24 protein-coding genes are annotated in these 25,563 nt (G+C 75.7%); 15 read left to right on the top strand and 9 right to left on the bottom strand.

The window, feature by feature from the left end:
- Positions 1–2 precede the first annotated feature (2 nt).
- Together mug and ACH4SE_RS17495 are read left to right on the top strand one after the other, a co-directional pair.
- Positions 3–578, top strand: a complete 576-nt coding sequence (mug, locus tag ACH4SE_RS17500; RefSeq protein ID WP_398544268.1) for a G/U mismatch-specific DNA glycosylase — start codon at positions 3–5, stop codon at positions 576–578.
- A gap of 127 nt (positions 579–705) precedes the next feature.
- Positions 706–1,863, top strand: a complete 1,158-nt coding sequence (locus ACH4SE_RS17495) for an ROK family protein (protein WP_398544267.1) — start codon at positions 706–708, stop codon at positions 1,861–1,863.
- A gap of 71 nt (positions 1,864–1,934) precedes the next feature.
- Here ACH4SE_RS17495 and ACH4SE_RS17490 read toward each other — a convergent pair whose 3' ends face one another.
- Positions 1,935–2,696, bottom strand: a complete 762-nt coding sequence (locus ACH4SE_RS17490) for a GntR family transcriptional regulator (protein ID WP_398544553.1) — start codon at positions 2,694–2,696, stop codon at positions 1,935–1,937.
- A gap of 259 nt (positions 2,697–2,955) precedes the next feature.
- Here ACH4SE_RS17490 and ACH4SE_RS17485 point away from each other — a divergent pair, with 259 nt between their 5' ends.
- The 6 genes from ACH4SE_RS17485 to ACH4SE_RS17460 all read left to right on the top strand — a co-directional run bounded on the left by ACH4SE_RS17485 (position 2,956) and on the right by ACH4SE_RS17460 (position 10,104).
- Positions 2,956–3,702 carry an SDR family oxidoreductase gene (locus ACH4SE_RS17485; RefSeq protein WP_398544266.1) on the top strand — a complete coding sequence of 249 codons (747 nt, stop codon included), beginning with the start codon at positions 2,956–2,958 and terminating at the stop codon, positions 3,700–3,702.
- A gap of 269 nt (positions 3,703–3,971) precedes the next feature.
- Positions 3,972–5,432: an NCS2 family permease gene (locus ACH4SE_RS17480; protein ID WP_398544265.1), complete on the top strand. Its 1,461-nt coding sequence runs from the start codon at positions 3,972–3,974 to the stop codon at positions 5,430–5,432.
- A 299-nt stretch (positions 5,433–5,731) separates the two neighbouring features.
- On the top strand, positions 5,732–6,289 hold the full coding sequence (locus ACH4SE_RS17475) for a GNAT family N-acetyltransferase (protein ID WP_398544264.1): 558 nt from the start codon (positions 5,732–5,734) through the stop codon (positions 6,287–6,289).
- 147 nt (positions 6,290–6,436) lie between these two features.
- Positions 6,437–7,648 carry a GNAT family N-acetyltransferase gene (locus ACH4SE_RS17470; RefSeq protein ID WP_398544263.1) on the top strand — a complete coding sequence of 404 codons (1,212 nt, stop codon included), beginning with the start codon at positions 6,437–6,439 and terminating at the stop codon, positions 7,646–7,648.
- Positions 7,649–7,796: 148 nt separating this feature from the next.
- Positions 7,797–9,488: a DUF885 domain-containing protein gene (locus ACH4SE_RS17465; RefSeq protein ID WP_398544262.1), complete on the top strand. Its 1,692-nt coding sequence runs from the start codon at positions 7,797–7,799 to the stop codon at positions 9,486–9,488.
- Positions 9,489–9,579: 91 nt separating this feature from the next.
- Complete coding sequence (locus ACH4SE_RS17460; protein WP_398544261.1) at positions 9,580–10,104, top strand: GNAT family N-acetyltransferase; 525 nt, start codon at positions 9,580–9,582, stop codon at positions 10,102–10,104.
- Between the two features lie 23 nt (positions 10,105–10,127).
- On the opposite strand, the gene ACH4SE_RS17455 is transcribed toward ACH4SE_RS17460, so the two are convergent.
- Positions 10,128–10,652, bottom strand: a complete 525-nt coding sequence (locus tag ACH4SE_RS17455; protein WP_398544260.1) for a rhodanese-like domain-containing protein — start codon at positions 10,650–10,652, stop codon at positions 10,128–10,130.
- Between the two features lie 94 nt (positions 10,653–10,746).
- On the opposite strand from ACH4SE_RS17455, the gene ACH4SE_RS17450 reads away from it, so the two are divergent.
- A complete protein-coding gene (locus ACH4SE_RS17450) occupies positions 10,747–11,193 on the top strand; it encodes an Lrp/AsnC family transcriptional regulator (RefSeq protein WP_398544259.1) in 447 nt (148 codons plus the stop codon).
- Positions 11,194–11,208: 15 nt separating this feature from the next.
- Here the strand turns inward: ACH4SE_RS17450 and ACH4SE_RS17445 are convergent, their stop codons facing one another.
- Entirely contained in the window at positions 11,209–14,673 is a 3,465-nt protein-coding gene (locus tag ACH4SE_RS17445; protein WP_398544258.1) for an AAA family ATPase, read from the bottom strand.
- Entirely contained in the window at positions 14,673–15,833 is a 1,161-nt protein-coding gene (locus ACH4SE_RS17440; RefSeq protein ID WP_398544257.1) for an exonuclease SbcCD subunit D, read from the bottom strand. The genes ACH4SE_RS17445 and ACH4SE_RS17440 overlap by 1 nt, the downstream gene beginning before the upstream one ends.
- Positions 15,834–16,130: 297 nt before the next feature.
- Between ACH4SE_RS17440 and ACH4SE_RS17435 the strand changes: the two genes are divergently transcribed.
- Both ACH4SE_RS17435 and ACH4SE_RS17430 read left to right on the top strand, forming a co-directional pair.
- On the top strand, positions 16,131–17,054 hold the full coding sequence (locus ACH4SE_RS17435; protein ID WP_398544256.1) for a 5-dehydro-4-deoxyglucarate dehydratase: 924 nt from the start codon (positions 16,131–16,133) through the stop codon (positions 17,052–17,054).
- A complete protein-coding gene (locus ACH4SE_RS17430) occupies positions 17,051–18,319 on the top strand; it encodes a glucarate dehydratase family protein (RefSeq protein WP_398544255.1) in 1,269 nt (422 codons plus the stop codon). The genes ACH4SE_RS17435 and ACH4SE_RS17430 overlap by 4 nt, the downstream gene beginning before the upstream one ends.
- Positions 18,320–18,326: 7 nt before the next feature.
- Here ACH4SE_RS17430 and ACH4SE_RS17425 read toward each other — a convergent pair whose 3' ends face one another.
- The gene (locus ACH4SE_RS17425; RefSeq protein ID WP_398544254.1) at positions 18,327–18,956 is read right to left on the bottom strand and encodes a YigZ family protein; all 630 of its coding nucleotides are present in this window, start codon (positions 18,954–18,956) and stop codon (positions 18,327–18,329) included.
- A 118-nt stretch (positions 18,957–19,074) separates the two neighbouring features.
- Between ACH4SE_RS17425 and ACH4SE_RS17420 the strand changes: the two genes are divergently transcribed.
- On the top strand, positions 19,075–19,482 hold the full coding sequence (locus ACH4SE_RS17420; RefSeq protein ID WP_398544253.1) for a CoA-binding protein: 408 nt from the start codon (positions 19,075–19,077) through the stop codon (positions 19,480–19,482).
- Positions 19,483–19,497: 15 nt separating this feature from the next.
- Here ACH4SE_RS17420 and ACH4SE_RS17415 read toward each other — a convergent pair whose 3' ends face one another.
- Positions 19,498–20,028, bottom strand: coding sequence for a YbaK/EbsC family protein (locus ACH4SE_RS17415; protein WP_398544252.1), 531 nt, complete (start codon positions 20,026–20,028; stop codon positions 19,498–19,500).
- Between the two features lie 35 nt (positions 20,029–20,063).
- Complete coding sequence (locus tag ACH4SE_RS17410) at positions 20,064–20,834, bottom strand: acyltransferase (RefSeq protein WP_398544552.1); 771 nt, start codon at positions 20,832–20,834, stop codon at positions 20,064–20,066.
- 154 nt (positions 20,835–20,988) lie between these two features.
- Between ACH4SE_RS17410 and ACH4SE_RS17405 the strand changes: the two genes are divergently transcribed.
- Positions 20,989–21,555 carry a gamma carbonic anhydrase family protein gene (locus tag ACH4SE_RS17405; RefSeq protein WP_398544251.1) on the top strand — a complete coding sequence of 189 codons (567 nt, stop codon included), beginning with the start codon at positions 20,989–20,991 and terminating at the stop codon, positions 21,553–21,555.
- 39 nt (positions 21,556–21,594) lie between these two features.
- Here ACH4SE_RS17405 and ACH4SE_RS17400 read toward each other — a convergent pair whose 3' ends face one another.
- Complete coding sequence (locus ACH4SE_RS17400) at positions 21,595–22,254, bottom strand: DedA family protein (protein WP_398544250.1); 660 nt, start codon at positions 22,252–22,254, stop codon at positions 21,595–21,597.
- A 175-nt stretch (positions 22,255–22,429) separates the two neighbouring features.
- Complete coding sequence (locus tag ACH4SE_RS17395) at positions 22,430–22,891, bottom strand: DUF4442 domain-containing protein (protein ID WP_398544249.1); 462 nt, start codon at positions 22,889–22,891, stop codon at positions 22,430–22,432.
- Between the two features lie 72 nt (positions 22,892–22,963).
- On the opposite strand from ACH4SE_RS17395, the gene ACH4SE_RS17390 reads away from it, so the two are divergent.
- Positions 22,964–24,157: a hypothetical protein gene (locus tag ACH4SE_RS17390; protein WP_398544248.1), complete on the top strand. Its 1,194-nt coding sequence runs from the start codon at positions 22,964–22,966 to the stop codon at positions 24,155–24,157.
- A gap of 100 nt (positions 24,158–24,257) precedes the next feature.
- Positions 24,258–25,538 carry an MFS transporter gene (locus tag ACH4SE_RS17385; RefSeq protein WP_398544247.1) on the top strand — a complete coding sequence of 427 codons (1,281 nt, stop codon included), beginning with the start codon at positions 24,258–24,260 and terminating at the stop codon, positions 25,536–25,538.
- Positions 25,539–25,563 lie beyond the last annotated feature (25 nt).

Raw genomic sequence — 25,563 nt, 5'->3', positions numbered from 1 at the left:
CCGTGCCGCCCCGGCCGTCCACGCCCTCCGCGCAGGAGCTGGCGGCCGCACGCGGCCGCACGCTGGAGGACGTGCTCGGGCCCGGCCTGCGGGTGCTGTTCTGCGGGATCAACCCCGGACTGATGTCGGCGCACACCGGCCACCACTTCGCCCGGCCGGGCAACCGCTTCTGGCCCGCGCTGCACGCCTCCGGTTTCACCCCGCGCCGCTTCGCGCCCGAGGAGCAGGCGGAGCTGCTGGACCTGGGGCTGGGCGTGACCAACGTGGCGGCGCGGGCGACCGCGCGGGCCGACGAGCTGAGCCGCGAGGAGCTGGTCGAGGGCGGGCGGCTGCTCGCGGCGAAGGTCGCCGAGCACCGCCCGGCGTGGCTGGCGGTGCTCGGGGTGACCGCCTACCGGGTGGCCTTCGCCGAGCCGCGCGCGCAGGTCGGCCCGCAGCCGCGGACGCTGGGCGGCACCAGGATCTGGGCGCTGCCGAGTCCCAGCGGGCTCAACGCCCACTGGACACCGGCGGCGCTCGCCGCGGAGTTCGGCCGGCTGCGCGCCGCGGCGACCGTGCTGCCCGCCCCGCGCGGCTGACGACTCGTCAGCGCCGCGCCGGGCGGGACGGCGGCGACGGCACCCAAACGTAACGGGACCGCACTCGCCGCGTGGCCCCGCGCCCGGTACGATCCGCCACACACAGGCACAGTCTGGGAGGACATACGTGGGGCGACTCACCGGCGGGGACCCGTCCCTGCTCAGGCGGATCAACTCCGCGGTCGTCCTGCACGCCCTGCGCGGGGCGCAGACCCCCACGCTGACCGAACTGGTGCAGAGCACGGGCCTGTCCCGGCCGACCGTCGAGGGCGTCATCGAGGGCCTGACGGAATCGGACCTGGTGGTGGAGGTCGGCCCGGAGGCCGGCGACACCCGCAAGCAGGGCCGGCCGGCGCGGCGCTTCCGCTTCCACGCCGAGGCCGGGCACCTGCTGGGCATCGAGATCGGCGCCCACCAGATCCGCGTCGTGCTGTCCGACCTGGGCGGCGAGGTGCTGGGCTCGCACGGCCGGGACGTCGACGAGGGCGCGAGCGCCGACGACCGCCTGGAGCGGGTCCGCGGCACCGTCGCCGAACTGCTGCGCAAGGCGGGTGTCGCGCGCAGCACCCTGTGGGCGGTGGGCGTCGGCAGCCCCGGCATCGTCGAGACGGACGGCGAGGTGCGGCTGGGCACCGCGCTGCCCGGCTGGACCGGGCTGCCGCTCGGCGAGCGGCTGCGGCGGTCCTTCCGCTGTCCCGTGCTGGTGGAGAACGACGCGAACGTGGCGGCGGTCGCCGAGCACTGGAAGGGCGCGGCGGTCGGCACCGACGACGTGGTCTTCGTTCTCGCCGGGCTCAGCCCGGGGGCGGGCTCGCTCATCGGCGGCCGGCTGCACCGCGGCTTCGGCGGCGCGGCAGGCGAGATCGGCGCACTGCACCTGCTGGGCCAGGAGGCGACGCCCGAGCACCTGCTGTCGACGACCGGCGAGCCGCTGCACCCGCTGGACGAGCCGGCCGTGACGCGGGTCTTCACCCTCGCCCGGCAGGGCGACGCGCAGGCGACCCACGCGGTGCAGCGTTTCCTGCACCGGCTGGTGCACGACGTGGCGGCGCTGGTGCTCGCGATCGACCCGGAGCTGGTGGTCGTCGGCGGCTGGGCGGCGGGCCTGGACGGCATCCTGGAGCCGCTGCGCGCGGAGCTGGCACGCTACTGCCTGCGCACTCCGCGGGTGGTGCTGTCCGCCCTGGGGCAGGAGGCGATCGCGACGGGCGCGCTGCGGCTGGCCCTGGACCATGTCGAGGAGCAGCTCTTCACCGTGCAGCAGACGTCGATGGCGCTGCGCTGAACCGCTGACCGGACTGCGCGTCAGGGCCCGCCCCGGCTCGGGGGCGGGCCCTGCGTTCGCCGCGTGCCGGGTCAGGAGGCCTGGCGGTCGCTCTGCTGGTGGTGGGTGACCTCGAAGGCGCCGGCGTCGCCGAACGTGAGCTTGCACGTGTCGGCACGGTAGGTGGCCACCGAGACGGCGGCGACCCGGCCGCCCGCGTAGTAGCGCGAGGTCACGACGAGGACCGGGGCGCCGGGGAGCCGGTCGAGCTGCTTGGCGTCGTCGGCGCGGGCGGAGCCCAGCTCGACCGCGCGGTCCTCACCCTCCAGCGTGAGGGCGTGCAACTCGTCCAGGACGGCAGGGGCGTGCGCGGCGGGCGTCAGGTCGGCGGGCAGGCCGGGGACGGAGGAGCGCGGGACGTACAGCAGCTCGGCGGCGACCGGCTGGCCGCGCATGACGCGGGCCCGGCGCACCGTGTGCACCGCCTCGTCGGCCCCGGTGCCGAGCAGCGCGGCGACCGACGCGGGCGCCACGGCCTCGACGCACCCGGCGGTCTCCCACGCGTCGCGCCCCGCGCCGGGCCACACACCGGCCGACGGGCCGACGGACACACCCATGCGCGGCGGGGCGACCGTGGTGCCGACGCCGCGGCGGCGCTGCAGGCGGCCCTCCAGTTCGAGCTGCTCCAGCGCCTGGCGGAGCGTCGCGCGGGCGACGCCGAAGCGGGCGGCGAGGTCGCGTTCGTTCGGCAGGATCTCGCCGACCTCGAACTCGGAGTCGAGGGCGTCGTTGAGCACCGTCTTGAGATGCCAGTACTTCGGCTCCGGCACCGATTCGAGCTGCGTGGTCCCCACCCTGTCCTCGCAATCAGCCATCAGCCCAAGGCTTGTACAGCCTTGTTTCCTAACCAGTATTTATTAAAGGTCCTTGCACTACTAAGGACGATAGAGCGGCCCGTCATCCTTGGTCAAGACCAATCCCGGAGCCGGCACGGGCGGCCAGGAAGGGGACAGAGCAGGCATTCACGCGATCTCGCCGGAAATGCTGCGATAGTGTTCGTGATCATCGAGCGGCGCCTGGTGCCGCGCGGCGGCACGAGGGAGCGGACGGCCGATGGACGAGGTCACGCTGGTCACCGGCGGCAGCCGGGGCATCGGGGCGGCGGTCGCGGTACGGCTGGCCGCGGCCGGCCACCGCGTCGGCATCGGGTACGAGCGGGCCGAGGACGCCGCGGAGGACGTCGCGCGGCGGATCCGCGAGCAGGGCGGCACGTGCCTGCTCTTCCGGCTCGACACCAGCGACGCCGGGCAGGTCGACGGCTTCTTCGACGCGGCCAGGGAGCAGCTGGGCGCGGTCACCGGGCTGGTCAACAACGCCGGGATCACCGGGCCGCTGGGCCGCTTCACCGAGACACCGGTCGAGGTCATGCGCCGGGTGGTGGACGTCAACCTGATGGGTGCGCTGCTGTGCGCCCGGCGCGCGGCACTGGAGATGTCGACGCGGTACGGCGGCGAGGGCGGCGCGATCGTCAACATCTCCTCCGGCGGCGCGACACTCGGCAGCCCGGGCGAGTACGTGCACTACGCGGCGAGCAAGTCCGCGGTGGACGCGCTGACGGTGGGCCTGTCGAAGGAGCTGGGCCCGGACGGGGTGCGGGTCAACTCGGTGCAGCCGGGCATGGTGGTCACCGACATCCACGCCGCGATGGGCGACCCGCAGCGGCCCTGGCGCAATCCCGAGCGGGTCCCGATGCGCCGCCCGGGCCAGCCGGAGGAGATCGCCGGGGCGGTGGCGTGGCTGCTGTCGCCGGAGGCGTCGTACACCACGGGCGCGGTGCTGCGGATCGCCGGGGGTCTGTGAGCCGGGCCGCCCGCGCGGCGGCCCGGGTGCGCGGTGCGCGGCCACGGGCACAGGGCGCCGCGCACGCCCGTACAACGGGCGGATGTGCCGCAAGTGTTGACCTGAGCATGGCTGAAACCCGACGGTGATACCCGGTAACACCGCGGCAACCCGCGGCTGCCCGTACCCCGGGACAATCCGTGGGTCCCGCGCGGCGTCCGCGCCCACCGGCGCGCCCCGCGCGTCCGGCCCCGCACGCCGCACCTCCCATTCGCACGCAGAGGAGCACCATGTCTGGACCCGTCGTGGACACCGCCGAGCGGCCGCCGGGACCGCCGCCGGCCGGCGCCTTCCTGGACCGCTGGTTCCGAATATCGGAGCGCGGTTCGACCCCGTTGCGGGAGTTGCGGGGCGGCCTGGCCACCTTCTTCACGATGGCCTACATCCTGGTCCTCAACCCGATCATCCTGTCCGGGGCGACCGACAAGTTCGGCCACCATCTGTCGACCGCCCAGCTGGTGACCGCCACCGCGCTCGTGGCCGCGGTGATGTCGGCGGTCATGGGCGTCGGCGGCAACCTGCCGCTCGCCATCGCCGCCGGGCTCGGCCTGAACGCCGTCGTCGCCTTCCAGCTCGCGCCGAAGATGAGCTGGCCGGACGCGATGGGCCTGGTGGTCCTGGAGGGCCTGCTCATCTGCGCCCTGGTCGCCACCGGGCTGCGCGAGGCGATCATGAACGCCATCCCGCTGCCGATCAAGCAGGCGATCAGCGTCGGCATCGGCCTGTTCATCGCCTTCATCGGCTTCGTGGACGCCGGGTTCGCCAGCCGCATCCCGGACGCCGCGCACACCACCGTCCCCGTGCAGCTCGGCGCGACCGGATCGCTCACCGGCTGGCCGGTGCTGGTCTTCTGCCTCGGGGTGCTGCTCACTGTCGCACTCGTCGCGCGGCGCACCAAGGGCGCGATCCTGATCAGCATCGTGGTGATGACCGTCGTCGCGATCGCCGTCAACAAGATCGCCGACCTGCCGGACGGCGCCTGGGGCCTGACCACGCCCAAGGTGCCGCACGACGTCGTGGACACGCCGGACTTCGGGCTCGTCGGCCACTTCAGCCTCTTCGGCGCCTTCTCCGAGGCCGGTGTGGTCACCTCCGTGCTGTTCGTCTTCACGCTGGTGCTCTCGGACTTCTTCGACGCGATGGGCACGATCGTCGGCATCTCCAGCGAGGCCGGGCTCGTCGACGAGCGCGGCAGGGTGCCGAACATCGGCCGGGTGCTCTTCATCGACGGCCTCGCCGCCGCCGCGGGCGGTGCGGCCTCCGCCTCGTCCAGCACCGCCTACGTCGAATCGGCCGCGGGCGTCGGGGAGGGGGCGCGTACGGGGCTGGCGAGCGTCGTGACGGGCGCGCTCTTTGCGGTGGCCCTCTTCCTCGCGCCGCTCGCCGCCGTCGTGCCCTCGCAGGCGGCGGCGCCCGCGCTCGTCGCGGTGGGCTTCCTGCTCATGGCGCAGGTGCGCAACATCGACTGGACGCAGTACGACATCGCGATCCCGGCCTTCCTGACGATCGCCGCGATGCCCTTCACCTACAGCATCACCAACGGCATCGGGGCGGGCTTCGTGTCCTACGTCGTGATCAAGCTCGCGCTCGGGAAGGTGCGGGAGATCCACCCGCTGGTGTGGGGCGTGTCGGTGTGCTTCGTCCTCTACTTCGCGATCGACCCGCTCCAGCAGCTGCTGGGCGTGAAGTAGCGCCCACCGCTCCGGCGCCCTCTCCGGGAGGGGGGCCCCGCGCGGCGCCCGCCCGCGGAGGGGGGCGGGCAGCCGCCGCGCGGCCGCGGTGCCCCGACCGGGACGGGGGCGCCCGGTCGGGGCAGCTGGCCGGGCCGGTGCCGCGCACCGGCCCGTACTGTCACAACTCCCGCCATCGCACCGGAGTTCCCGCCGCCGGACATTTCCCCGCCTTCCGCCGCGGCGACCGCCCCGGCGGCCGGGCGGCGCGGAGATGCGCGTAGATTTCCGCAGGACGGATGAGGCGAGGGAGGACCTGGATGACCACCGGACCCGCCGGGCCCGCGGTGCTCGCCGCGGAGGGCGAACCCGCGCTGCACCTGCGCCCCTGGGCCGCTGCCGACGCGGAGGCACTGGCGCTCGCGCACCGGGACGCCGCGCTCCGGCGCCGGCTCGCCACCCGCATCGACGGCGTGGCCGAGGCGCGGCGCTGGATCGAGGCGCAGGCGGCGGGCCGGGAGGCCGGTACGAGACACGCCTTCGCCGTGGTGGCGCAGGACGACGGGCGGCTGCTGGGCCACGTCGCCGTCAAGCGGCGGACGGCGGGGGCCGCTTCGGCGGAGATCGGCTACTGGACGGCGGCCGCCGCGCGCGGCCGCGGTGTCGCCCCGCGCGCGGTGGGCGCGGTCACCGCCTGGGTGCTCGGCGGCGGGCTCGACCCGCTGCCGGCCCGGCTGGAACTGCTGCACGACGTGGACAACACCGCGTCCTGCCGGGTGGCGGTGAAGTGCGGTTTCGCGCTGCACGCGGAACTGGACCCGTATCCCCCGCAGTTCCCGCAGCCCGGGCACCTGCACGTCCACGGACCCGCGGCCTGAGCGGACGGGCCCGCCGCTTCGATCGGTTTCGTACCGGCAACGGGCGGCAACGAAGGGAAAGGGCCGGTTGACCGAGAAGATCCGTCCTTTACCGTCTGGTCACGGCATGTTCGTGATCGCGCAACACGGCTTCGCCATTCTAGGCGTATGCCACATTCGACTCCCGAGCCGCCGGCCGGAGCCGTGACCCGGTTCCGCCTGTGGCCGCTCGCCCGCCGCTCCCGCCCCGCCGGGGGCGCCGCGGCCGCACCGGCGGCCCCCTCCCCCGAGCCGCCGGCCCGCGCCGAACCCGCGCTGTGGCGGCTGCGCACCACCGTAAGGGACACCCCGGGCAGCCTCGCCGCGGTGTGCGCCGCGCTCGCCGGCGGACGGGTGGACATCGTCACCCTGCAGACCCACCCGCTGGGCGAGGCGACCGTCGACGAGTTCCTGCTGCGCGCTCCCGGCGACATGTCCGGTCCCGAGCTGGCGCGGCTGGTGGACGGTGGGGGCGGCACGGACACCTGGCTGGAACGGGCCGACACCCACGACCTCGTCGACACCCCGGCGCAGGTCCTCGCCCTCGCCACCCGCACCGCCCTGGACCCCGCCGAACTTCCCCTGGCGCTGCGCCAGTTGTTCGGACGCTGCACCGTCACCGCGGCCCCGGCCGCCGCCGGGGAGGAGCCCCTGGAGGCTCTGGAGCCGGCCATGATGCAGCTGCGCGACCCGTCCGGCGGCACGCTCACCGTACGCCGGGCGCACCCGCCCTTCACGCCCACCGAATTCGCCCGCGCCCGCGCGCTGGTGGAGCTCGACGCCCGGCTCGGCGTACGGGCGCCCGGGGTCCGGCAGGCGCGCACCCTCCCCGCGGGAGACGAGCTGACCGTCCGCCGGGCCGGGCCCGAGGACCACGCGGCGGCACTGGCGATGCACGCGCGCTGCTCCCCCGCGACGCTCGCCCGCCGCTACCACGGCCCCGTGCAGGACGCCGACCGCTTCCTCGGGCACCTGCTCAGCCCGCGCTTCGGCCAGTCGCTGGCCGTCGAGACCGCGTCCGGGCGCCTGGTCGCGCTCGGCCACCTGCTGTGGGACGGCGAGGAGAACGAGGTCGCGCTGCTCGTCGAGGACGCCTGGCAGCGCCGCGGCATCGGCAGCGCGCTGCTGCGCGGGCTCGTCGAACTCGCGGCGGAGGCGCGGCGCTCCAGCGTCTACGCGGTGACGCGGGCCGCGAACCCGGGGGTGGCGGGCATCATGCGCGAGCTCGGGCTGCCGCTCGACTACCAGGTCGAGGACGGCACGCTCGTCGTGACCGCGTCCCTCCCCGCCTCGCCGGCGTCGCTGCCGTGGGGCGCGGTGCGCCGCACGGCGGGGGGCTGAGGCCCCCCGGCGCACCGCGGGGCGGGGCGCGAACTTTCGGGCGCGGAGGGGCGGGGCGCCGGATCTTGCGGTCCTCCGGGGGGTTTGCCCCGTCATGTGGCAGCGAGGGCGGTGGTAATCGGCAGGGGGTTCGTACGAAGATGGCCGCATGTCCAATCTGACCAGCACCTCGCTTCCCCGGGCGGTCGCCGACGCGTACGTCGACGATCTCATCGAACTCGACCCGCTGCTCGGCACGTACCTCGGTGTGGCCGCCGCCGCACGGCGGTTGCCGGACTTCTCGCCCGCCGGGGCGGACCGGCTCGCCGCGCTGAACCGGCGGACCCTGGAGCGGCTGGCCGCGGCCGAGGCGGTGGACGGGGCGGACAGCGGTGTGGAGCGGCGGTGCGCGCGGCTGCTGCGCGAGCGGCTGACGGCGGATCTCGCGGTGCACGCCGCGAACGAGCACCTGCGGACGGTGAGCAACCTCAACTCCCCCGCGCACTCGGTGCGGGAGGCCTTCACACTGATGCCCGCCGAGACGCCCGAGCACTTCGCCGACCTGGCCGCGCGGCTGCGCGCCGTACCGGCCGCGCTGGAGGGCTACCGGGCCTCGCTCGCCGAGGGCCTGTCACGGGGGCTGCTGGGCGGGCCGCGCCAGGTCGCGACGATGGTGGAGCAGTTCGGCGAGTGGACGGGCTCGGGCGGCGACGGCGGCAGCTGGTTCGCCGAGCTGGTCGCCGGGGGTCCGCGCGAGATGCGCGCGGAGCTGGACGCGGCCGCCGCCGAGGCCACCGACGCGTACGCCGCGCTGCGCGACTGGCTGCGGGACGTCTACGCGCCGGATGTCGCCGGCGCGCCGGACGCCGTGGGCCGCGAGCGCTACGCGACCTTCTCGCGCATGTGGAACGGCACCGACCTGGATCTGGACGAGGCCTACGCGTACGGCTGGTCCGAGTACCACCGGCTGCACGCCGAGATGGTCGCCGAGGCCGCCAAGATCCTGCCGGGCAAGGACCCGTGGGAGGTGCTGGCCCACCTCGACGCCCACGGACAGGCCGTCGAGGGGGTCGAGGAGGTCCGCCAGTGGCTCCAGGCGCTGATGGACGAGGCGATCGAGGGCCTGGACGGCACGCACTTCGACCTGGCCGACCGGGTCAAGAAGGTCGAGGCGCGCATCGCCCCGCCCGGGGGCGCCGCCGCCCCTTACTACACGGCCCCCTCCGAGGACTTCTCGCGGCCCGGCCGCACCTGGCTGCCGACGATGGGCCGCACCCGCTTCCCGGTCTTCGACCTGGTCTCCACCTGGTACCACGAGGGCGTCCCGGGCCACCACCTGCAGCTCGCGCAGTGGGCGCACGTCGCGGGCGACCTGTCCCGCTACCAGGCGACCGCGGGCCTGGTCAGCTCCAACGCGGAGGGCTGGGCCCTCTACGCGGAGCGGCTGATGGACGAGCTGGGCTTCCTGTCCGACCCCGAGCGGCGGCTGGGCTACCTGGACGCGCAGATGATGCGCGCGGTGCGGGTGATCATCGACATCGGCATGCACGCCGAGCTGGAGATCCCGGCCGATTCGCCCTTCCACCCGGGCGAGCGCTGGACGCCGGAGCTGGGCCAGGAGTTCTTCGGCCGGCACAGCGGACGGCCGAAGGCCTTCGTCGAGAGCGAGATCGTCCGCTACCTGGGCATGCCCGGCCAGGCGATCGGCTACAAGCTCGGCGAGCGCGCCTGGCTGCTCGGCCGCGAGGCGGCGCGGAAGGCGCACGGCGACGCGTTCGACCTGAAGGCGTGGCACATGGCGGCGCTGTCGCAGGGCTCGCTGGGCCTGGACGACCTGCTCGCGGAGATCTCGGCGCTGTAGCGCGCACGCGGTGGCGGCGCCCGGCCCCCGGGCAGGGCGCCGGCACCGCCCCAGGCACTTCTCCTCGCCCCCGGACAAGGCGGTACGGCCGATGACCCTGCACGCTTCGCTGGACGGCGGTCGGCTCGTGCTGACCGACGGCCGGCTGACGCTCCGCGAGCAGCTGCCGCGGGACGCCGCGGAACTGGCCGAGGGCAAGCCCGCCGGGCTGACGTGGATCGACGGGGCCCCCGGCGAGGGCACCATGGGCGCGGCCTCGATGACGGTGGCGGCCGCGGTCGCGGGGCTCTACCGCCCCGGCTGGGGCGTCTTCGCGATCCAGCGCACCGCCGACGGCACGGCGCTGGGCGGTGCGGGCTTCCACGGGCCGCCGGACGCGGGGTCGGTCGAGATCGGCTACGACCTGTCCGCGTCCGGCCGCGGCGGCGGGTGGGCGACCGACGCGGCGCGGGCGCTGTGCCGGTGGGCGCTGGGCCAGCCCGGGGTGGACCGGGTGCTGGCCACCACCGAGCCCGGCAACAGCGCCTCCCAGGCGGTGCTGCGCCGGGTCGGCTTCGTGCGCGTCGCCGACCGCGGCGAGCTGTGGGCGTACGAGCTGCGGACGCTGCCCGCCTGACGGCCCGTCACCACGCCCGGGGCTCAGCAGCCGCAGTCGCCGGTGCCCACAGGCGCCGTCAGCGGGTCCGCGGCGCGCTGCTCGGGCCCCTCGGCGGTCTCGTAGGCGAAGCCCTCCCTGATCCAGTACTCCATGCCGCCGAGCATCTCCTTGACCTGGTAGCCGCGGGTGGCGAGGGCGTACGCGGCCCGGGTCGCGCCGTTGCAGCCGGGTCCCCAGCAGTGCACGACGACCGGGACCGCGCGGTCCAGGAACGCGTCGGCCAGCTGCGGGATCTGGGCGGTCGGCAGGTGGACGGCGCCGGGGATGTGGCCCTGCTCCCACGCCTCGGTGCTGCGGGTGTCGACCAGGACGAAGCCGGGGTCCGTGCCCGTCCCGGCGGCGGTGGCGAGCGCCGCGGCGACGTCGGAGACGTCGGTGTGGAAGGCGAGGCTCGCGGCGAAGTGGGCGGCGGCGTCCGCGGGTGCGGCCGGCGCGACGCGCAGGACGGGGTTCTGGCTGGTCACGGCGGATGCGAGGGAGGCCTCTGCGGCGGTTTCTGCGATCATGGACGGAACCCTACGGTCCGCTCGCGCGGCGGAGAAGCGGCGTTTCCCGGCTTCCGGTTTGATCGACCGGGGAATCCCCTGATATTCCTCGGGCATGACCGCGCATTCCCTCGACGCCACCGACTGGAAGCTGCTGGAAGCCCTGCAACGGGACGGCAGGGCCAGCTACGCCGAGCTGGGCCGTACCGTCGCGATGTCGCCGAGCGCGGTAACCGAGCGGGTGCGGCGGCTGGAGGAGGCGGGGGTGATCACCGGCTACTCGGCGGTGATCGACCCCGAGCGGATCGGGCTGCCGATCCTCGCCCTGGTCCGGTTGCGCTACCCGCACGGCAACTACAAGCCCTTCCACGACCTCCTCGCCGGCACGCCGGAGGTGCTGGAGGCGCACCACGTCACGGGCGACGACTGCTTCGTGATGAAGGTCGCCGCCCGCTCCATGCGCCATCTGGAGGAGACGACCGGCCGGCTGTCCGGGCTGGGCGCCGTCACCACGAGCGTCGTCTACTCCTCGCCGCTGGAGCGCCGCCCCTTCGTGCCGTGAACCCCGCCGGAGCCCTCAGACGGCGCGCTGGAGCAGCGTCGAGCCGTCGCGGCCCTTGCTCACCCGCAGCTGGGCCGGGATGCGGTCGCGCAGGTCGGCGACGTGGCTCACGATGCCGACCGCGCGGTCCCGCTCCCGCAGGCCGTCCAGCACGTCCAGGACCTCGTCGAGGGCCTGCTCGTCGAGGCTGCCGAAGCCCTCGTCGATGAAGAGGGTGTCCAGCCGCATCCCGCCCGCCTCGTCGGTGACCACGTCGGCCAGACCGAGCGCGAGCGCGAGCGAGGCGTAGAAGGTCTCACCGCCGGACAGCGTGGCCGTGTCGCGCTCGGTCCCGGTCCAGGCGTCGACCACCACGAGGCCGAGACCCGACTTGGCGCGTCCGCCGCCCCGCGCGTCGCTGTGCACGAGGGTGTAGCGCCCGCCGGACATGCGCTGCAGCCGCACCCCGGCCGCCGCGGCGACCTGTTCGAGCCGCGCGGCCAGCACGTACGTCTCCAGCTCCATCCGGAAGCGGTTCTCGGCGGAGGTGGCGGAGACCAGCTCCGACAGCCGCGCCAGCCGCTCGTACGCGGCCCGGGCCGGCGCCAGCTCCCGCACCAGCGCCGCGGCCTCCCGCCCCAGCCGGTCGAGTTCCGCGCACCGCGCACCGGCGGCGGACTCGGCGGCCGCCGCCCGCCGCAGCCGCAGCCCCGCGTCCTCCAGCTCGGCCTCCGCGGAGACGGGGTCGGGCAGGACGGCGAGGAGAGCGGCGGCGGACGCGGCGCCGGCGGGGCCGCGCCCGGCCTCGGTGGCCTGCGGCTCCCGCACGCCGTCCGGCCCGGGAGGATCCGCAGCGCCACCGCCCGGCAGCCCGGACGCCGCTACGGCGGCGGCCTCGGTGGCCTGCGGCCCTCCGGGATCCGCGCCGGCGGCGCCCGCGCCGGCCGGGCCGCGCAGGGCTCCGACGGCGGCGGTGAGGGCCTGCGCCGCCGCCTCCACGGCCGCCTGCGCCGCGGCCTCCTCGCGGTCCCAGGCCTCGGCCCGGCGTTCGGCCGCCCACAGCTGCGGGGGCGGGAGGAGGGCGGCGGCGGCCTCGGCGGGGTCGCGGAAGCCGGCCCGGACGGCGGCCTCGGCGCGTGCGGATTCCGCCTCGGCGAGGCGTTCCGCGCTCTCGACGCGGGCCCGGGCGGCGTGGGCCGCGCGGTCGAGGAGGGCGACGGCCGCCGACAGCCGCCCGCGGCGGGCGGCGACACTCGGGTGCCCCGCCCGCGCCCTGGCGACCTCGCCGCTCAACCGTTCGTGCTGCTCGTCCAGTTCCTCGCGCCGGGAGGTGCGGGCCGCGGCGCGGCGCTGGGCCTCCTGCTGCTGGGCGGTGCGCCGGTCGCGCTCCTCCTCGGCGCGGGTGAGGGCCGCCCGGGCCTCGGGGACCCCGGCGGCGGCGCGGGCGGCGTCCGCGTGCGCGGTGTGCGCCTGCGCGTAGGCGGCGGCGAGTTCGGCGTGGGGGGCGGGACCGGCTGTCGCGGCGGCCGCCTCCAGGGCCGCGCCCAGCCGGGCGGCCTCCTCGCGTGCTGTGTCGTACGCGGCGGTGCGGCGCTGGAAGAGGGCGTAGGCGGCGTCCTCGTCGGCGCGCGTGACGTGCCGGCCCGCGGCCCGGGCGGGCGCGGGGTGCTCGGCGGAGCCGCAGACGCGGCAGGGCTCCCCCTCGGTGAGACCGGCGGCGAGTTCGGCGGCGATGCCGGAGATGCGGCTCTCCCGGAGGTCCTGCCAGGCCTCGCGCGCGTCGGCGGCGCGGTCGCGGGCCGCGCGGGCCGCCTGCTCGGCGGTGTCCAGCTCGGCGGCGAGCGTGTCGCGGCGGGCGGCGGCGTCCCGGCGCTGCCCGGCCGCGGTCAGCTCGGCGGCGAGCGCGGCGGCACGGGCCGCCGCCTCCTGGCCCGCGTCCAGCCGCGCCTGGAGGGCGGCCCGTTCCCGCGGCCACCCGGCGAGCCACCCGCCGGCGTCGCGCAGCGCCTCCTCGTCGTCCCGCTCCTCGCGCTCCAGCAGCTGCCGCCGGGCGGCGAGGTCCCGTACCCGTGCCTCCGCCTCCGCGGCCGCGCCGAGCCCGCCCAGCACCTCGCGCAGCTCCCCCGCGCGCCGCTCCAGCACCTCGGCGCGCAGTCCGTCCCGCGCCCCGGGTCCTGCGGCGCCCGCCGCCTCCTCCCTGGCGCTGGGCACTACCGCACCCCGGAAGCCCCCGGCTCCCGGCCCCGCCGCCGCCACCACCCCGCCGGACGGCGCCACGCCCGTGTCCCCGCTCTCTGCCGCCGGGTCCGGCACGCCCGTCCCGCCGGTGTCCCGGGCGCCCGCCCCCGGGCGCGGCGCCCGCGCGGCGCTTCCCCCGTCCGGCTCCCCCGCCGGGGCACCGGACGGCACGCCCACCCGCCCGGCGGCGTTGCCCGCCGGCTGGGACGGCACGGCAAGGCCCAGGTCCCCGGCGGCGGCCAGGGCCTGCGCCGCGGCCCGCTCCGCGGCCAGGGCCTCGGCGTGCTGGGCGGCGGCCTTGTCACGGCGGGTCAGCGCGGCCTCGACCGTGGTGGCGCGCTGGGCACGGGTCAGGGCGGCGCGCGCGGCGGCCCGCGCGGGGGCCTCGCCGGCGAGGGCGTCCGCGTGCCGTACGGCCTGCTCGTGGCGCTGCCGGAGGGCGTGCAGTTCGCGGGCCTGCCGGGCGGCGGCGGCTGCGGCGGCGTGGACGGCCTCGGCGCCCGCGAGGGCGACGCGTGCGATGTCGTGCTGCTCGCGGGCGGCGCAGCGCAGCAGGGCGGCGTCGGCGAGCAGCCCGAGACCGGTTCCGGGCCCTGTCTCGCCGGCCGCCTGCCGCAGGCGGGCGGCGGTCTCCGCGGTGCGCCGGTCCCCCTCGGCGAGGCGCCCCGCGGCCGCCAGCTTGTCGTCGCGCAGCCGGTGTTCGACGGAACGGAAGCGCCGGGTGTCGAAGAGCCGGCCGAGCAGCGCGCCCCGTTCGGTCGCCCCGGCCCGCAGGAAGGTCGCGAACTGCCCCTGGGGCAGCAGCACCACCTGGCAGAACTGCTCGCAGCTCATCCCGACGAGCTGCCGGATCTCCTCGCCGGCCTCCTGGTGCGACTTGGACAGCGCCCGCCACTCCCCCGCGAGGTGCTCGCGCAGCAGGGTGACGGCCCGCTCGGTGGTCGTGCCGGTGCCGCGTTTCTTGGCGCGCGGCTGCTCGGGCCGGCGGGTGATCTCCAGCCGCCGGCCGCCGAGCGTGAGGTCGAGGACGACCTCGGTGGGGGTGCCGGGGGCGGCGTGGTCGCTGCGCAGCCGGGTGGTGGGACGGTCGCCGGGCACCTGCCCGTACAGCGCGAAGCAGACCGCGTCGAGGACGGAGGTCTTGCCGCCACCGGTGGGGCCGTGCAGCAGGAAGAGCCCGGCGGCGGAGAGCGCGTCGAAGTCGACGGACTGCTCGGCGGCGAAGGGGCCGAAGGCGGTGAGGGTGAGCCGGTGCAGTCGCATCAGTCGCGCTCCGCTGCCGCGGCGGCGGCCCGCACCGCGTCGAGGGCGTCGCGCAGCAGCGCGCTCTCGTGCGCGTCGGGGGCGCTGCCGCGGACGTGGTGGACGAAGTCCTCGGCGATCTGGTGGTCGTCGCGCCCGGCGAGGCGGCCGGCGTAGGAGGCGGCGCCGTCGTCCGGGCGCTCGTCGGGGTCGAAGCCGAGGCTGAGGATGTGCGGGAAGCGCTCGGCGAGCGCGGCCATCGGCTCGTAGGGGCGTACGGGGTCGGTGAGGACGGCCTCGACCCAGGACCCGGTGTGCGTCTCGTGCGCGGGGTCGGCGAGCAGGTCGTCGAGGCGGCCGCGCAGCCGCGCGAGGCGGCGCGGTACCGGGGTGCCGGCGCGGCGGGCCTCGACGGTGCCGTCCGCCGCGAGGTCGACGAGCCACATGCTCTTGCGGTGGTGCTCCTCGGAGAAGGAGTAGGCGAGCGGCGAGCCGCTGTAGCGGATGCGGTCGGTGACGGTCTGGCAGCCGTGCAGGTGGCCGAGCGCGGTGTAGTCGAAGCCGGCGAAGAGCGCGGCGGGCACCGAGGCGACCCCGCCGGTGCTGATGTCGCGTTCGCTGTCGCTGGGCGCGGCGCCGGTGACGAAGGCGTGGGCGAGCACGACGCTGCGGGTCCCGGGCGGCCGGGTGGCGAGGTCGGCGCGGATGCGGCCGGCGGCGGCGGCGAGCACGGAGGGGTGGTCGGCGCGCTCGGCGCCCAGGGTGTCGCGGACGAGGGCGGGTTCGAGGTAGGGGATGCCGTAGACGGCGACCTCGCCGTGGGCGTCGCGCAGCAGTACGGGCCGGTCGCAGGCCGCGGGGTCGGTGCGCAGGTGGATGCCGGAGCGGCCGAGCAGCCCGGCGCCGACGCCGAGCCGGCGTGCGGAGTCGTGGTTGCCGGAGATCATGACGGTGGGCACGCCGCAGTCGGCGAGCGCGTGCAGGACGCGGTCGTACAGCTCGACGGCCGACAGCGGCGGGACCGCGCGGTCGTAGACGTCGCCGGCGACGAGCACGGCGTCCACGTCCTCCTCGCGGACGACGGTGACGAGGTGGTCGAGGAAGGCCCGCTGGGCGTCCAGCAGGCTCACCCGGTGGAAGGACCGGCCCAGGTGCCAGTCCGATGTGTGCAGCAGCCTCACCGGACCGCCTCGCCGTGCGCGCTCACGCTTGCCGTTCCCCGCCCTCCGCCGGTGTCCGCAGTGATCACAGGATTCTAGGCGCTGGCCGGCAGCCTCCGGACCGCCCCGGCGGTACGGCCCCGGGCACGGCCGCCCTGCCCGCCGCAAGTTTTCGCCCGATGCCCCGAAAGCTGCCGTGGAACGGCGCGCGGGCCGCGACTCCTGCGGGCCATTGACCGGTCGCGAGGGGACGCCTACAGTCCAGGAAGATTCGCATTCATGATGAGCGTTCATATGTGTGGACAATGAGAGGCATCAATGCTCGACGGCGTGCTCTTCTTCCCGGTGACACCGTTCACCCCAGAAGATTCGGTCGACCTTCCGGTTCTTTCGGAACACGTGCGGCGGGGGGTCGAGGCGGGGGCCGGCGGTGTGTTCGTCGCGTGCGGCACCGGTGAGTTCCACGCCCTCGAACCGCGGGAGTACGCCGACGTGGTCCGCACCGCCGTCGCGGCGGCCGGCGGCCGGGTCCCGGTCTTCGCCGGAGCGGGCGGCTCGCTGCCGCTGGCCCGTGCCTTCGCGCGGGCGGCCGAGGAGGCGGGCGCGGACGGGCTGCTGCTCATGCCCCCGTACCTGGTGCAGGCCCCCGCGGCCGGCCTGGTCGCATACGTGACCCAGGTGACCGCGGCCACCGGCCTGCCCGTCATCGTCTACCAGCGCGGCGGCGCCCGTTTCGACGTCGCCGCCGCCCTCGAGGTGGCCCGGCTGCCGAAGGTCGTGGGCTTCAAGGACGGCCTGGGCGATCTCGACCAGCTCTCCCGTATCGTCACCGCGGTGCGCGCGGACGCCGTGGCGGGCGCCAAGGACTTCCAGTTCTTCAACGGCATGCCCACCGCGGAGAGCACCGTGCCCGCCTACCGGGGCATCGGCGTCGACCTCTACTCCTCGGCGGTCTTCTGCTTCGCCCCGGAGATCTCGCTGGCCTTCCACCGGGCCGTGACCACGGGCGACGACGCGACCGTGCAGCGGCTGCTGGCCGGCTTCTTCCACCCGCTCATCGCCCTGCGCGAGCGCACCCCCGGCTACGCGGTCTCGCTCGTCAAGGCGGCCGTGCGGCTCGGCGGCCTGGACGTCGGCGGGGTGCGGCCGCCGCTGACCGACCCCACGCCCGGCGATCTCGCCGAGCTCACCCGGATCGTCGAGGCGGGCCGGGCCCTGGTCGCGGTGGAGGCGGCCCGGTGAACGGCGGCATCAGGATCACCGGCGTCGACATCACCCCGGTCGCCTTCCGCGACCCGGCGCTGCTCAACGCGGTCGGCGTGCACGAGCCGTACGCGCTGCGGGCGATCGTCGAGGTCCACACCGACCAGGGCATCACCGGCCTCGGCGAGACGTACGCCGACGAGGGCCACCTGCGGCGGCTGCACACCGCCGTCGACGCCGTCATCGGCATGGACGTGCACACCCTCGGCGGCATGCACCGGCGGATCTCCGCGGCGCTGGCCGGCGACACCGGCTCGGACGGCCACGGACTGACCGGCATGATCACCAGCAGCAGCACCACCGACCGGGTCTTCGCGCCGTTCGAGGTGGCCTGCCTGGACATCCAGGGCAAGGCGGCCGGGCTGCCGGTCAGCGATCTGCTGGGCGGCGCCGTGCGCTCCTCGGTGCCCTTCAGCGCCTACCTCTTCTACAAGTGGGCCGGCCACCCGGGCGCGGAGCCCGACGAGTGGGGCGAGGCACTGGACCCTGACGGCATCGTCGCCCAGGCGCGCAGGATGACCGACGAGTACGGCTTCGGCGCGATCAAGCTCAAGGGCGGGGTCATGCCGCCCGAGGAGGAGGTCGAGGCGATCCGCGCGCTGCACAAGGCCTTCCCCGGTGTGCCGCTGCGGCTCGACCCGAACGCCGCCTGGACGGTGGAGACCTCCGTGCGGGTCGCGCAGGAGCTGGACGGCGTCCTCGAGTACCTGGAGGACCCGACGCCCGGCCAGCAGGCCATGGCGGAGGTCGCCCTGCAGGCACCCATGCCGCTGGCCACCAACATGTGCGTGGTGGCCTTCGACGAGGTGCCGTCCGCGGTGGCCCGCGACTCCGTTCAGGTCGTCCTGTCCGACCACCACTACTGGGGCGGCATGCAGCGCTCCCTGCTGCTGGCCGGCATCTGCCGCACCTTCAGCCTGGGCCTGTCCATGCACTCCAACTCGCACCTGGGCATCAGCCTGGCCGCGATGACCCACCTGGCTGCGGCCACGCCCAACCTGACCTACGCGTGCGACACGCACTGGCCGTGGAAGACCGAGGAGATCATCGTCCCCGGTGCACTGGAGTTCTCCGGCGGCGCCGTGCAGGTGCCGCGCACCCCGGGCCTGGGCGTCGAGCTGGACCGCGACGCGCTCGCCCGGCTGCACGAGCAGTACCTGCGCTGCGGGCTGCGCAACCGGGACGACACCGGCTACATGCAGCGCATCGACCCCTCGTACGAGAGGAAGTCCCCGCGCTGGTAGGGCGCCGCTAGCCGACGTCGACGTAGGCGCTGCCGCCCGCCTCGCAGGCGGCGGCGCCCGCCGTCACATCGGCGAGCCAGGACGCGAACGCGGGCACGTCGCCCTCCGGGACCCCGACCGTGAAGGTCACCGAGTCGCCGTAGGAGACGTCCCGCAGGACGTGGCCGGCCGCGCGCAGGTCGTTCTCCAGCCGCCCGGCGCGCGCGTGGTCCACGCCCACCGTCAGCAGCACGAGGCGGCGCCGCTCGACGGTGCCGATCTCGTCCAGCGCCGCCGAGACCGCGCCGCCGTACGCGCGGGCCAGGCCGCCCGCGCCGAGCTGGATCCCGCCGTAGTAGCGGGTGACGACGGCGACGGTGTCGCGGACCTCGCGCCCCAGCAGGACCTGGAGCATGGGCGTGCCGGCCGTCCCGCCGGGCTCCCCGTCGTCACTGGCCCGGTGCAGCCGCCCGTCGGGCCCGATCACGTAGGCGAAGCAGTTGTGCGTGGCCGCCGGGTGCGCCCTGCGCACCTCGCGCACCACCGCCTGCGCCGCCTCCTCGTCGGGGGCGGGGGCCAGCGTGCACAGGAAGCGCGAGCGCTTGATCTCACTTTCGTGCACGCCCGCGCGCGCCACCGTCAGGTACGAGTCCGCCACCGGTCCAGACTAGGGGGTGGCGGGGCCGGGAATGGGAGCGCCCCGTCTCCCGGTTGACCAGGGCGTACGGGCGTGGGACGGCGGCCTGCCCGGGCCGTGACGTGTGAGGGAGGACGGCATGTACGGCGACAGCGCGACGGTACGGCGGATCCTGGAGGACGGCGGGGACACCTGGGCGGTGGTCGGTTTGTCGAACAACACCGCGCGCGCCGCGTACGGCGTCGCCGAGGTCCTGCGGCGCTACGGCAAGCGGGTCGTGCCCGTCCACCCGAAGGCGGAGGCGGTCGCGGGCGAGCAGGGATACGCCTCGCTCGCCGACATCCCCTTCCCGGTGGACGTGGTGGACGTCTTCGTCAACTCCGCCCTCGCCGGGCAGGTCGCCGACGACGCGGTCGGGATCGGGGCGAAGGCGGTGTGGTTCCAGCTCGGGGTGGTCGACGAGGCGGCCTGGGACCGCACACGGGCGGCGGGGGTGGAGATGGTCATGGACCGGTGCCCCGCCATCGAGATCCCGCGGCTCTCCTGAGGGCCGGGCGGCCGCTCAGACGCCGAGGCCGTCGAGGACCACCGCGTTCGGCAGCCCGGCGAGCAGCTTCCCGGGCACGATGAGCTTGCCTCGGCGCGCACCGCTGCCGATGAGCACCCACGGGGTGTCGACCACGGCGGGGTCGATCAGCAGCGGCCAGCCGGCGGGCAGCCCCACCGGGGTGATGCCGCCGTATTCCATGCCGGTCTCGCCGGTGGCGGTCTCCATCGGGGCGAAGGACGCCTTGCGGGCGCCCAGGTGCCGGCGCACCGCCCCGTTGACGTCCACCCGGGTGGCGGAGAGCACCAGGCACGCCGCGAACGTGACGTCCTGGCCCCGCTTGCCGGCCACGACCACGCAGTTCGCCGACGCCTCCAGCAGCCCCTCGCCGTAGGTGGCGGCAAAGACGGCGGTGTCGGCCTTCTCCGGGTCGCTGTCGACGTGCAGCATGTCGGCGGTGACGGCCGCCGCGACCGGGGGCGGCAGCAGCTCGCGGCGTTCGGTGGCGGGCTGGGCGTCGTCGAAGTCTCCGATGGGGGCGCGCATGCGGCGAATCTAGCAAAGCCGCGGCGCCCGCCCGCTCAGGCGGGCTGCTGGAATTCGTCGGTCTCCGGCCGCAGTTGCCCGGTGTCCGCCCCCTCCGCCGCCACCAGGGGCACGCCCGGGGCGGGGGTGCGCAGCGGGGGCTGCCAGGCCGCGGCGCCGGCGTCCCAGCGGCGGACGACGCGGGCCGGCGCGCCCGCGACGACCGCGTAGTCCGGGATCTCGCCGCGCACGACGGAGCCCGCCGCCACGACGACGTTCCGGCCGAGCCGGGCGCCCGGGAGGATCACGCAGTTGGCGCCGAGCCAGCTGCCGGCGCCGACCTCCACGGGGGCGGTGCGCGGCCACTGCTCGCCGACCGGCCGTGTCACGTCGTCGTAGGAGTGGTTGATGCTGGTCAGGTAGACGTTCGGGCCGCAGAAGACGTTGTCGCCGATCGTGATGGGGGCGAGCGCCACCACGTGGCTGTCGCGGCCGAGCACCACACCGTGGCCGAGCCGCAGCACCGGGCCGGGGCCGTAGTCGGGCGGGGGGTGACCTGCGGGGACGGCCTCGGGGGGCAGCAGGCCGACGGTGAGCGTGACCTGCTCGCCGATGATGCAGTAGTCGCCGAGGTGGATCCAGCGCTCCCCGAACACGGTGCCCTGGGGATGCGCCAGCCGGGTGCCGGGCCCGATACGGCCGAAGCGCAGCGGCCCGGGACGCTCGGCGGTGACGGCGGCGGCCTCGTGCGCCCAGCGCCAGGCGCGGTGCACGAGCCGCGACACCGCACGCCGGCGCCGCGCCGCGAGGCCGCGGCCGCCGGGCACGGGAGCGCCGCCGGTCACGGCGGGATCCGCGTCCGGGGCGGGGGCCCGGCCGGCGTCCGCGTCCGCGGAAAAGAACACGTTCTCGTTCCTGGCCACGCAGCCACCGTATACGGTGCCGGGGAGAACCGGCGGAGCGGCATGAGGACGTGAGCGGATGGCGGAGCAGGCGGACGGGCGACGGGGGCAGGCCGGGGCGCTGGTCGCGGGCATCCTCGGGGCCGGGCCGGAGATCGACCCGGCGGCGTACACCGCCCCGACCTCCGTGGTGCTCGGGCGGGTGAGCCTGGCCGCCGGTGCGAGCGTCTGGTACCACGCGGTGCTGCGCGGCGACTGCGAGTCCATCAGCCTGGGGGCCGGCTCCAACGTCCAGGACAACTGCTCCGTCCACGCCGACCCGGGCTTTCCCGTGGTGGTGGGCGAGAACGTCTCGGTCGGGCACAACGCGGTGCTGCACGGCTGCACGATCGAGGACGGGGTGCTGATCGGGATGGGCGCGACCGTGCTGAACGGCGCGCGCATCGGTGCCGGTTCGCTGGTGGCCGCGCAGGCGCTGGTGCCGCAGGGGATGCAGGTGCCGCCGGGCTCGCTGGTCGCCGGGGTGCCCGCGCGGGTGCGGCGCGAGCTGACCGAGGAGGAGCGTGCGGTGGTGCGGCTCAACGCCGAGCACTACGTGGCGCTCGCCGGGGTGCACCGGGACGCGGTCGGGGACGGGCGGGACTGAGCGGAGGTCCGCCGCACGGCCGCCGGTCCCGCGCCCGTGCTACTCGGCGGGCGCCGCCGCGACCTCGGCCTCCTCAACGGGCGCGGACTCCATCTCCTTCTGCACCTTCGCCGCGCGCCGCTTGACCAGCACGAGCGAGCCGATGCCGAAGAGCACCGCGATGCCCAGCCCGACGTACCCGAAGCGCTTGAGCCACGGCTCGGCGACCTGGCCCACGTAGTAGATGACGGCGGTGATGCCACCGGCCCACACGATGCCGCCGAGCGCGTTGGCGGTCAGGAAGCGGCCGTAGGGCATCTTGAGCACGCCCGCGAGCGGCCCGGCGAAGATCCGCAGCAGGGCGACGAAGCGGCCGAAGAACACCGCCCACATGCCCCAGCGCTGGAAGGAGCGCTCGGCGGTGGCCACATGGCCCGGGGAGAAGTGCGAGGGGAAGCGTCTGCCGAGCCGTTCGAGCAGCGGTTTGCCGCCCTTGCGGCCGATCGCGTAGCCGATCGAGTCGCCGCCGACCGCCCCGACGATGGCGCACGCCCCGACCAGCCACGGGTTGGCGTGGCCCTGCGACGACATCAGCGCCGCGGTCATCAGCACGATCTCGCCCGGCAGCGGGATTCCCAGGCTCTCCAGGCCGACCACCAGACCCACCATCAGGTAGACGGCCACCGGCGGGATGCCGTCGAGCCAGTCCTGCACGTGCACAGGAGGTCCCTCCCCACGACGACGGTCGAACGTGCGCTCCCGGCGCACTCCCAGGAAGCCTAACCGACCGGACGGGCGAACCGGTCCGGGCCGCCGGGCGTTCCGGCCGGTCAGCTCGGGGCGGCACAACCGGCGTCCGTCCCGGCGCCGATGGTGCACCCCGCTCCCGTGAGTCTCAGCTGTTCGGGCGCAGCGTCCAGACGATTGTCATGTGCGAGGTCTCGGCGCCGTCCTCGCGGCGCACCGACACCTCGACGGGGAATTCCGGACGGCTGCCCCCGTCCAGCTCCGCGACGACCTCGGCGGCGGGGCGGCCGAGCACCGCGGTGGCCGTCAGCGGGCCGCGCGCGAGCTTGGTCCAGCCGATCTCGGCCCGCACCGGGAGCGGTACGGCCCGGCCCAGCTGGTCGGCGAACGCGCCGATCACGACGGCCCCGCTCGCGGACTCGGCGAGGGTGAACATCGCGCCGGCGTGCGGACCGGCGACGTGGTTGTGGTACTCGGGGTCGTCGGGCAGCGCGAGCACCGCGCGCTCGGCGGTGGTCTCCAGGTACTCCAGCCGGAGCGTGCGGACCATCGGCACGGTGGCCGTCAGGAATGCGCCTATGGAAGCCGGTGTCGGCGAGGTCTCGGACATGCCCGGATGTTACCAGCCGGTAGGGACATCCGGCATGGAACCGCGGCGCCCGCTCCCCTAGTGTTTCCAGCCATGTGGCCAGGAGACCAGCAGGCCGGGGGACAATCCGGCCCAGAGCAGAACCCGGCGGGCAATTCCCCGCAGCAGCCCCAGGGGCCGTACGGTCAGCCGCCCAATCCGTACGCGCAGCCCGGCTACCAGCAGCCGGGTTACCCGCAGTCCGGCCAGCAGCCGCCCGGGCCGCCGCCCGGGCCGCCGGTCGCGCCCGGGCAGCCTCCGGCGCCCCAGCCGTACCCGCCGACCCAGCCGTACGGCACCCCCTCGCCGTACACCCAGCCCGGCTACCAGCAGCCCGGGTACTCCGCGCCGTCCCAGGCCGGGCCGGTCGGCTACCCGACCCCGCAGCCCTTCCCGGGCGGGCCCGGGGGCGGGCCGCGGCCGGGCCGCAGCAAGGCCGCGATCGGGACGGCCATCGGCGTCGCCCTCGCGGTGATCGCGGCCGTCGTGGTGACCGTAATGCTCGTCGGCAAGGACGACGGCAAGAAGACGGACGCGCACGACACCACCTCGCCCACCGCCACCTCGGCGACGCCCACCGCGACGCCGTCCCCCACCGCGACCGGCACCATGGACGCCGGGGGCGGCGACGACGAGGACAGCCCCCGCGGCCCCGCGGGCTCCACCGAGGTGGCGCCGGTCATCCCCGGCTGGAAGGTCGTCAAGCGCGCCGAGCGCAACTCGGCCTTCGACGTGCCGCCCGGCTGGACGGTCGGCAGCGAGTCGATGAGCGTCGGCTACGAGGACGACGCCGGCAAACCGCAGGTCATCGTGGGCGCCCCCGCGTACTACATGGAGGACACCTGCAAGGACGGCAAGGTCAGCACCAGCAACGCCACCGCGGGCACCAAGGGCGGCGCGGGCGCCACCAGCCTGCAGGCCGCAGCCGAGAACGAGGCCAGGGCCTGGGCGAAGTGGGCCTTCCAGGAGAACAACAAGGGCACCGTCTCCGCCGCCCTCGGCAGCAAGGCCTTCCACAACGCCTACGGCATCAGCGGCTGGCAGGCACAGGCCACGATGACGAACGTCCCCAAGGCCAACAAGTGCTCCTCGAACGGCATCGCCTACACCGTGGCGTGGCTGGACCCGGCGCAGAAGACCCCGACCCCGATCGTGTGGGTGCTGTGGGCCAGGACCGGCGTCCCGGACCAGCTCGCACAGTCGGTGGTCGACCGGATCAAGTCCACCATCCGGCCGATCAAGCAGTGAGCGGCGCGGCGCGCCGGAGCCGCGGCCGCAGGTCCGGCCGCCGCCCGGGCCGCCGGTAAACCGTTTGGCAGGACGCCGGGGTTGCGGCCACAGTTCCCGGATGACTGCACACGACCGGGCCGGCCGCCGCGGCCTGCCCCCCTGGGCGGGACGCGACTTCCGGCTCCTGGTGGGCGCGTCCTTCGTCACCGGCGCGGGCAACGCGGGGGCGACGATCGCGGCGGCCTTCGCGGTCATCGAGGCGGGCGGCAGCGCCACGGACGTGGGTGTCGTCGCCGCGGCGCGCACGCTCGCGATGGTCGTGCTGCTGCTCGTCGGCGGCGCCCTCGCGGACCGGCTGCCGCGCCAGCACGTCATGGCGGCCGCCAACCTGGTCAACGCCGGCTCGCAGGCGCTCTTCGCCGCCCTGGTCCTCACCGGGCACCCCGCGCTGTGGCAGATGGCCGTGCTCACGGCGGTCGGCGGCGGGGCGCACGCGTTCTTCGCCCCGGCCGCGCAGGGCCTGGTACTGGCCACCGTCGAGGCCCGGCACGCGGGCCCGGCCATCTCCGTCTACCGGCTGTCCACCAACGCGGCCACCGTCGGCGGCGCCGCGCTGGGCGGCGCGCTCGTCGCGGCGCTCGGCGCCGGCTGGGTGCTCGCCGCCGACGCCGCGGGCTTCGTGGTCGCCGCGGTGCTGCGCGCCCGTATCGACACCGGCGGCGCCGCCCGGCCGCCGCGCGGCGGCGGGGTGCTCGGCGAGCTGCGCGAAGGCTGGCGCGAGGTCGCCGGCCGGCCGTGGCTGTGGGGCATCGTCGTGCAGTTCTCCGTCGTCAACGGCATGGTCACGGCGGTCGAGTCGGTCTACGGGCCGCTGGTCTCCCGCGACCACCTCGGCGGCGCGGGACCCTGGGGCCTGGCCCTGGCCGCCGGCGGGCTGGGGACGGCGTGCGGGGCGGTGCTGATGATGCGCTGGAAGCCCCGCCGGGTGCTGCTCGTCGGCACCCTGTGCGTCTTCCCTCTCGCCCTGCCCGGTGCCGCGCTCGCCCTGCTGCTCCCCGCGTGGACGCTGGCGCTGGTGATGTTCGCGGGCGGGGTCGCGATCGAGGTCTTCGCGGTCGGCTGGATGCTGGCGATGCACCAGGAGATCCCGGAGGACATGATGTCGCGGGTCGCCGCGTACGACTGGCTGGGCTCGGTCGCCATGACCCCGCTCGCGGTGGCCGCGGCCGGACCCGCCGCGGCCGCGTTCGGCCTGCGGCAGGCGCTGTGGGGCTCGTCGGCCCTGGTCGTCCTGCTGACGGCGCTGGTACTGCTGCTCCGCGACGTCCGCACCCTGCGGCTGGCGCCGCGCCCCGCGCTCCCGGTGGCGCATCCCGCTCCCGTGGAGGAGGCGGCGTAGGGGCGGGAGCTCGCGGGAGCGGACG

Origin of the sequence: Streptomyces sp. NPDC020983, assembly GCF_044333485.1 — a bacterium.
GTDB lineage: Bacteria > Actinomycetota > Actinomycetes > Streptomycetales > Streptomycetaceae > Actinacidiphila.
The sequence above is the reverse complement of the archived record's forward strand: the minus strand, read 5'-3'. Positions and strand labels throughout refer to the sequence as shown.

Bases quoted from the DNA above. Each gene is read 5' to 3' on its own strand.
- ACH4SE_RS17485 (WP_398544266.1), top strand. From the start codon at position 2,956: ATGGACGAGGTCACGCTGGTCACCGGCGGCAGCCGGGGCATCGGGGCG.
- ACH4SE_RS17480 (WP_398544265.1), top strand. From the start codon at position 3,972: ATGTCTGGACCCGTCGTGGACACCGCCGAGCGGCCGCCGGGACCGCCG.
- ACH4SE_RS17475 (WP_398544264.1), top strand. From the start codon at position 5,732: ATGACCACCGGACCCGCCGGGCCCGCGGTGCTCGCCGCGGAGGGCGAA.
- ACH4SE_RS17470 (WP_398544263.1), top strand. From the start codon at position 6,437: ATGCCACATTCGACTCCCGAGCCGCCGGCCGGAGCCGTGACCCGGTTC.
- ACH4SE_RS17465 (WP_398544262.1), top strand. From the start codon at position 7,797: ATGTCCAATCTGACCAGCACCTCGCTTCCCCGGGCGGTCGCCGACGCG.
- ACH4SE_RS17460 (WP_398544261.1), top strand. From the start codon at position 9,580: ATGACCCTGCACGCTTCGCTGGACGGCGGTCGGCTCGTGCTGACCGAC.
- ACH4SE_RS17455 (WP_398544260.1), bottom strand. From the start codon at position 10,652: ATGATCGCAGAAACCGCCGCAGAGGCCTCCCTCGCATCCGCCGTGACC.
- ACH4SE_RS17450 (WP_398544259.1), top strand. From the start codon at position 10,747: ATGACCGCGCATTCCCTCGACGCCACCGACTGGAAGCTGCTGGAAGCC.
- ACH4SE_RS17445 (WP_398544258.1), bottom strand. From the start codon at position 14,673: ATGCGACTGCACCGGCTCACCCTCACCGCCTTCGGCCCCTTCGCCGCC.
- ACH4SE_RS17435 (WP_398544256.1), top strand. From the start codon at position 16,131: ATGCTCGACGGCGTGCTCTTCTTCCCGGTGACACCGTTCACCCCAGAA.
- ACH4SE_RS17420 (WP_398544253.1), top strand. From the start codon at position 19,075: ATGTACGGCGACAGCGCGACGGTACGGCGGATCCTGGAGGACGGCGGG.
- ACH4SE_RS17415 (WP_398544252.1), bottom strand. From the start codon at position 20,028: ATGCGCGCCCCCATCGGAGACTTCGACGACGCCCAGCCCGCCACCGAA.
- ACH4SE_RS17405 (WP_398544251.1), top strand. From the start codon at position 20,989: ATGGCGGAGCAGGCGGACGGGCGACGGGGGCAGGCCGGGGCGCTGGTC.
- ACH4SE_RS17395 (WP_398544249.1), bottom strand. From the start codon at position 22,891: ATGTCCGAGACCTCGCCGACACCGGCTTCCATAGGCGCATTCCTGACG.
- ACH4SE_RS17390 (WP_398544248.1), top strand. From the start codon at position 22,964: ATGTGGCCAGGAGACCAGCAGGCCGGGGGACAATCCGGCCCAGAGCAG.
- ACH4SE_RS17385 (WP_398544247.1), top strand. From the start codon at position 24,258: ATGACTGCACACGACCGGGCCGGCCGCCGCGGCCTGCCCCCCTGGGCG.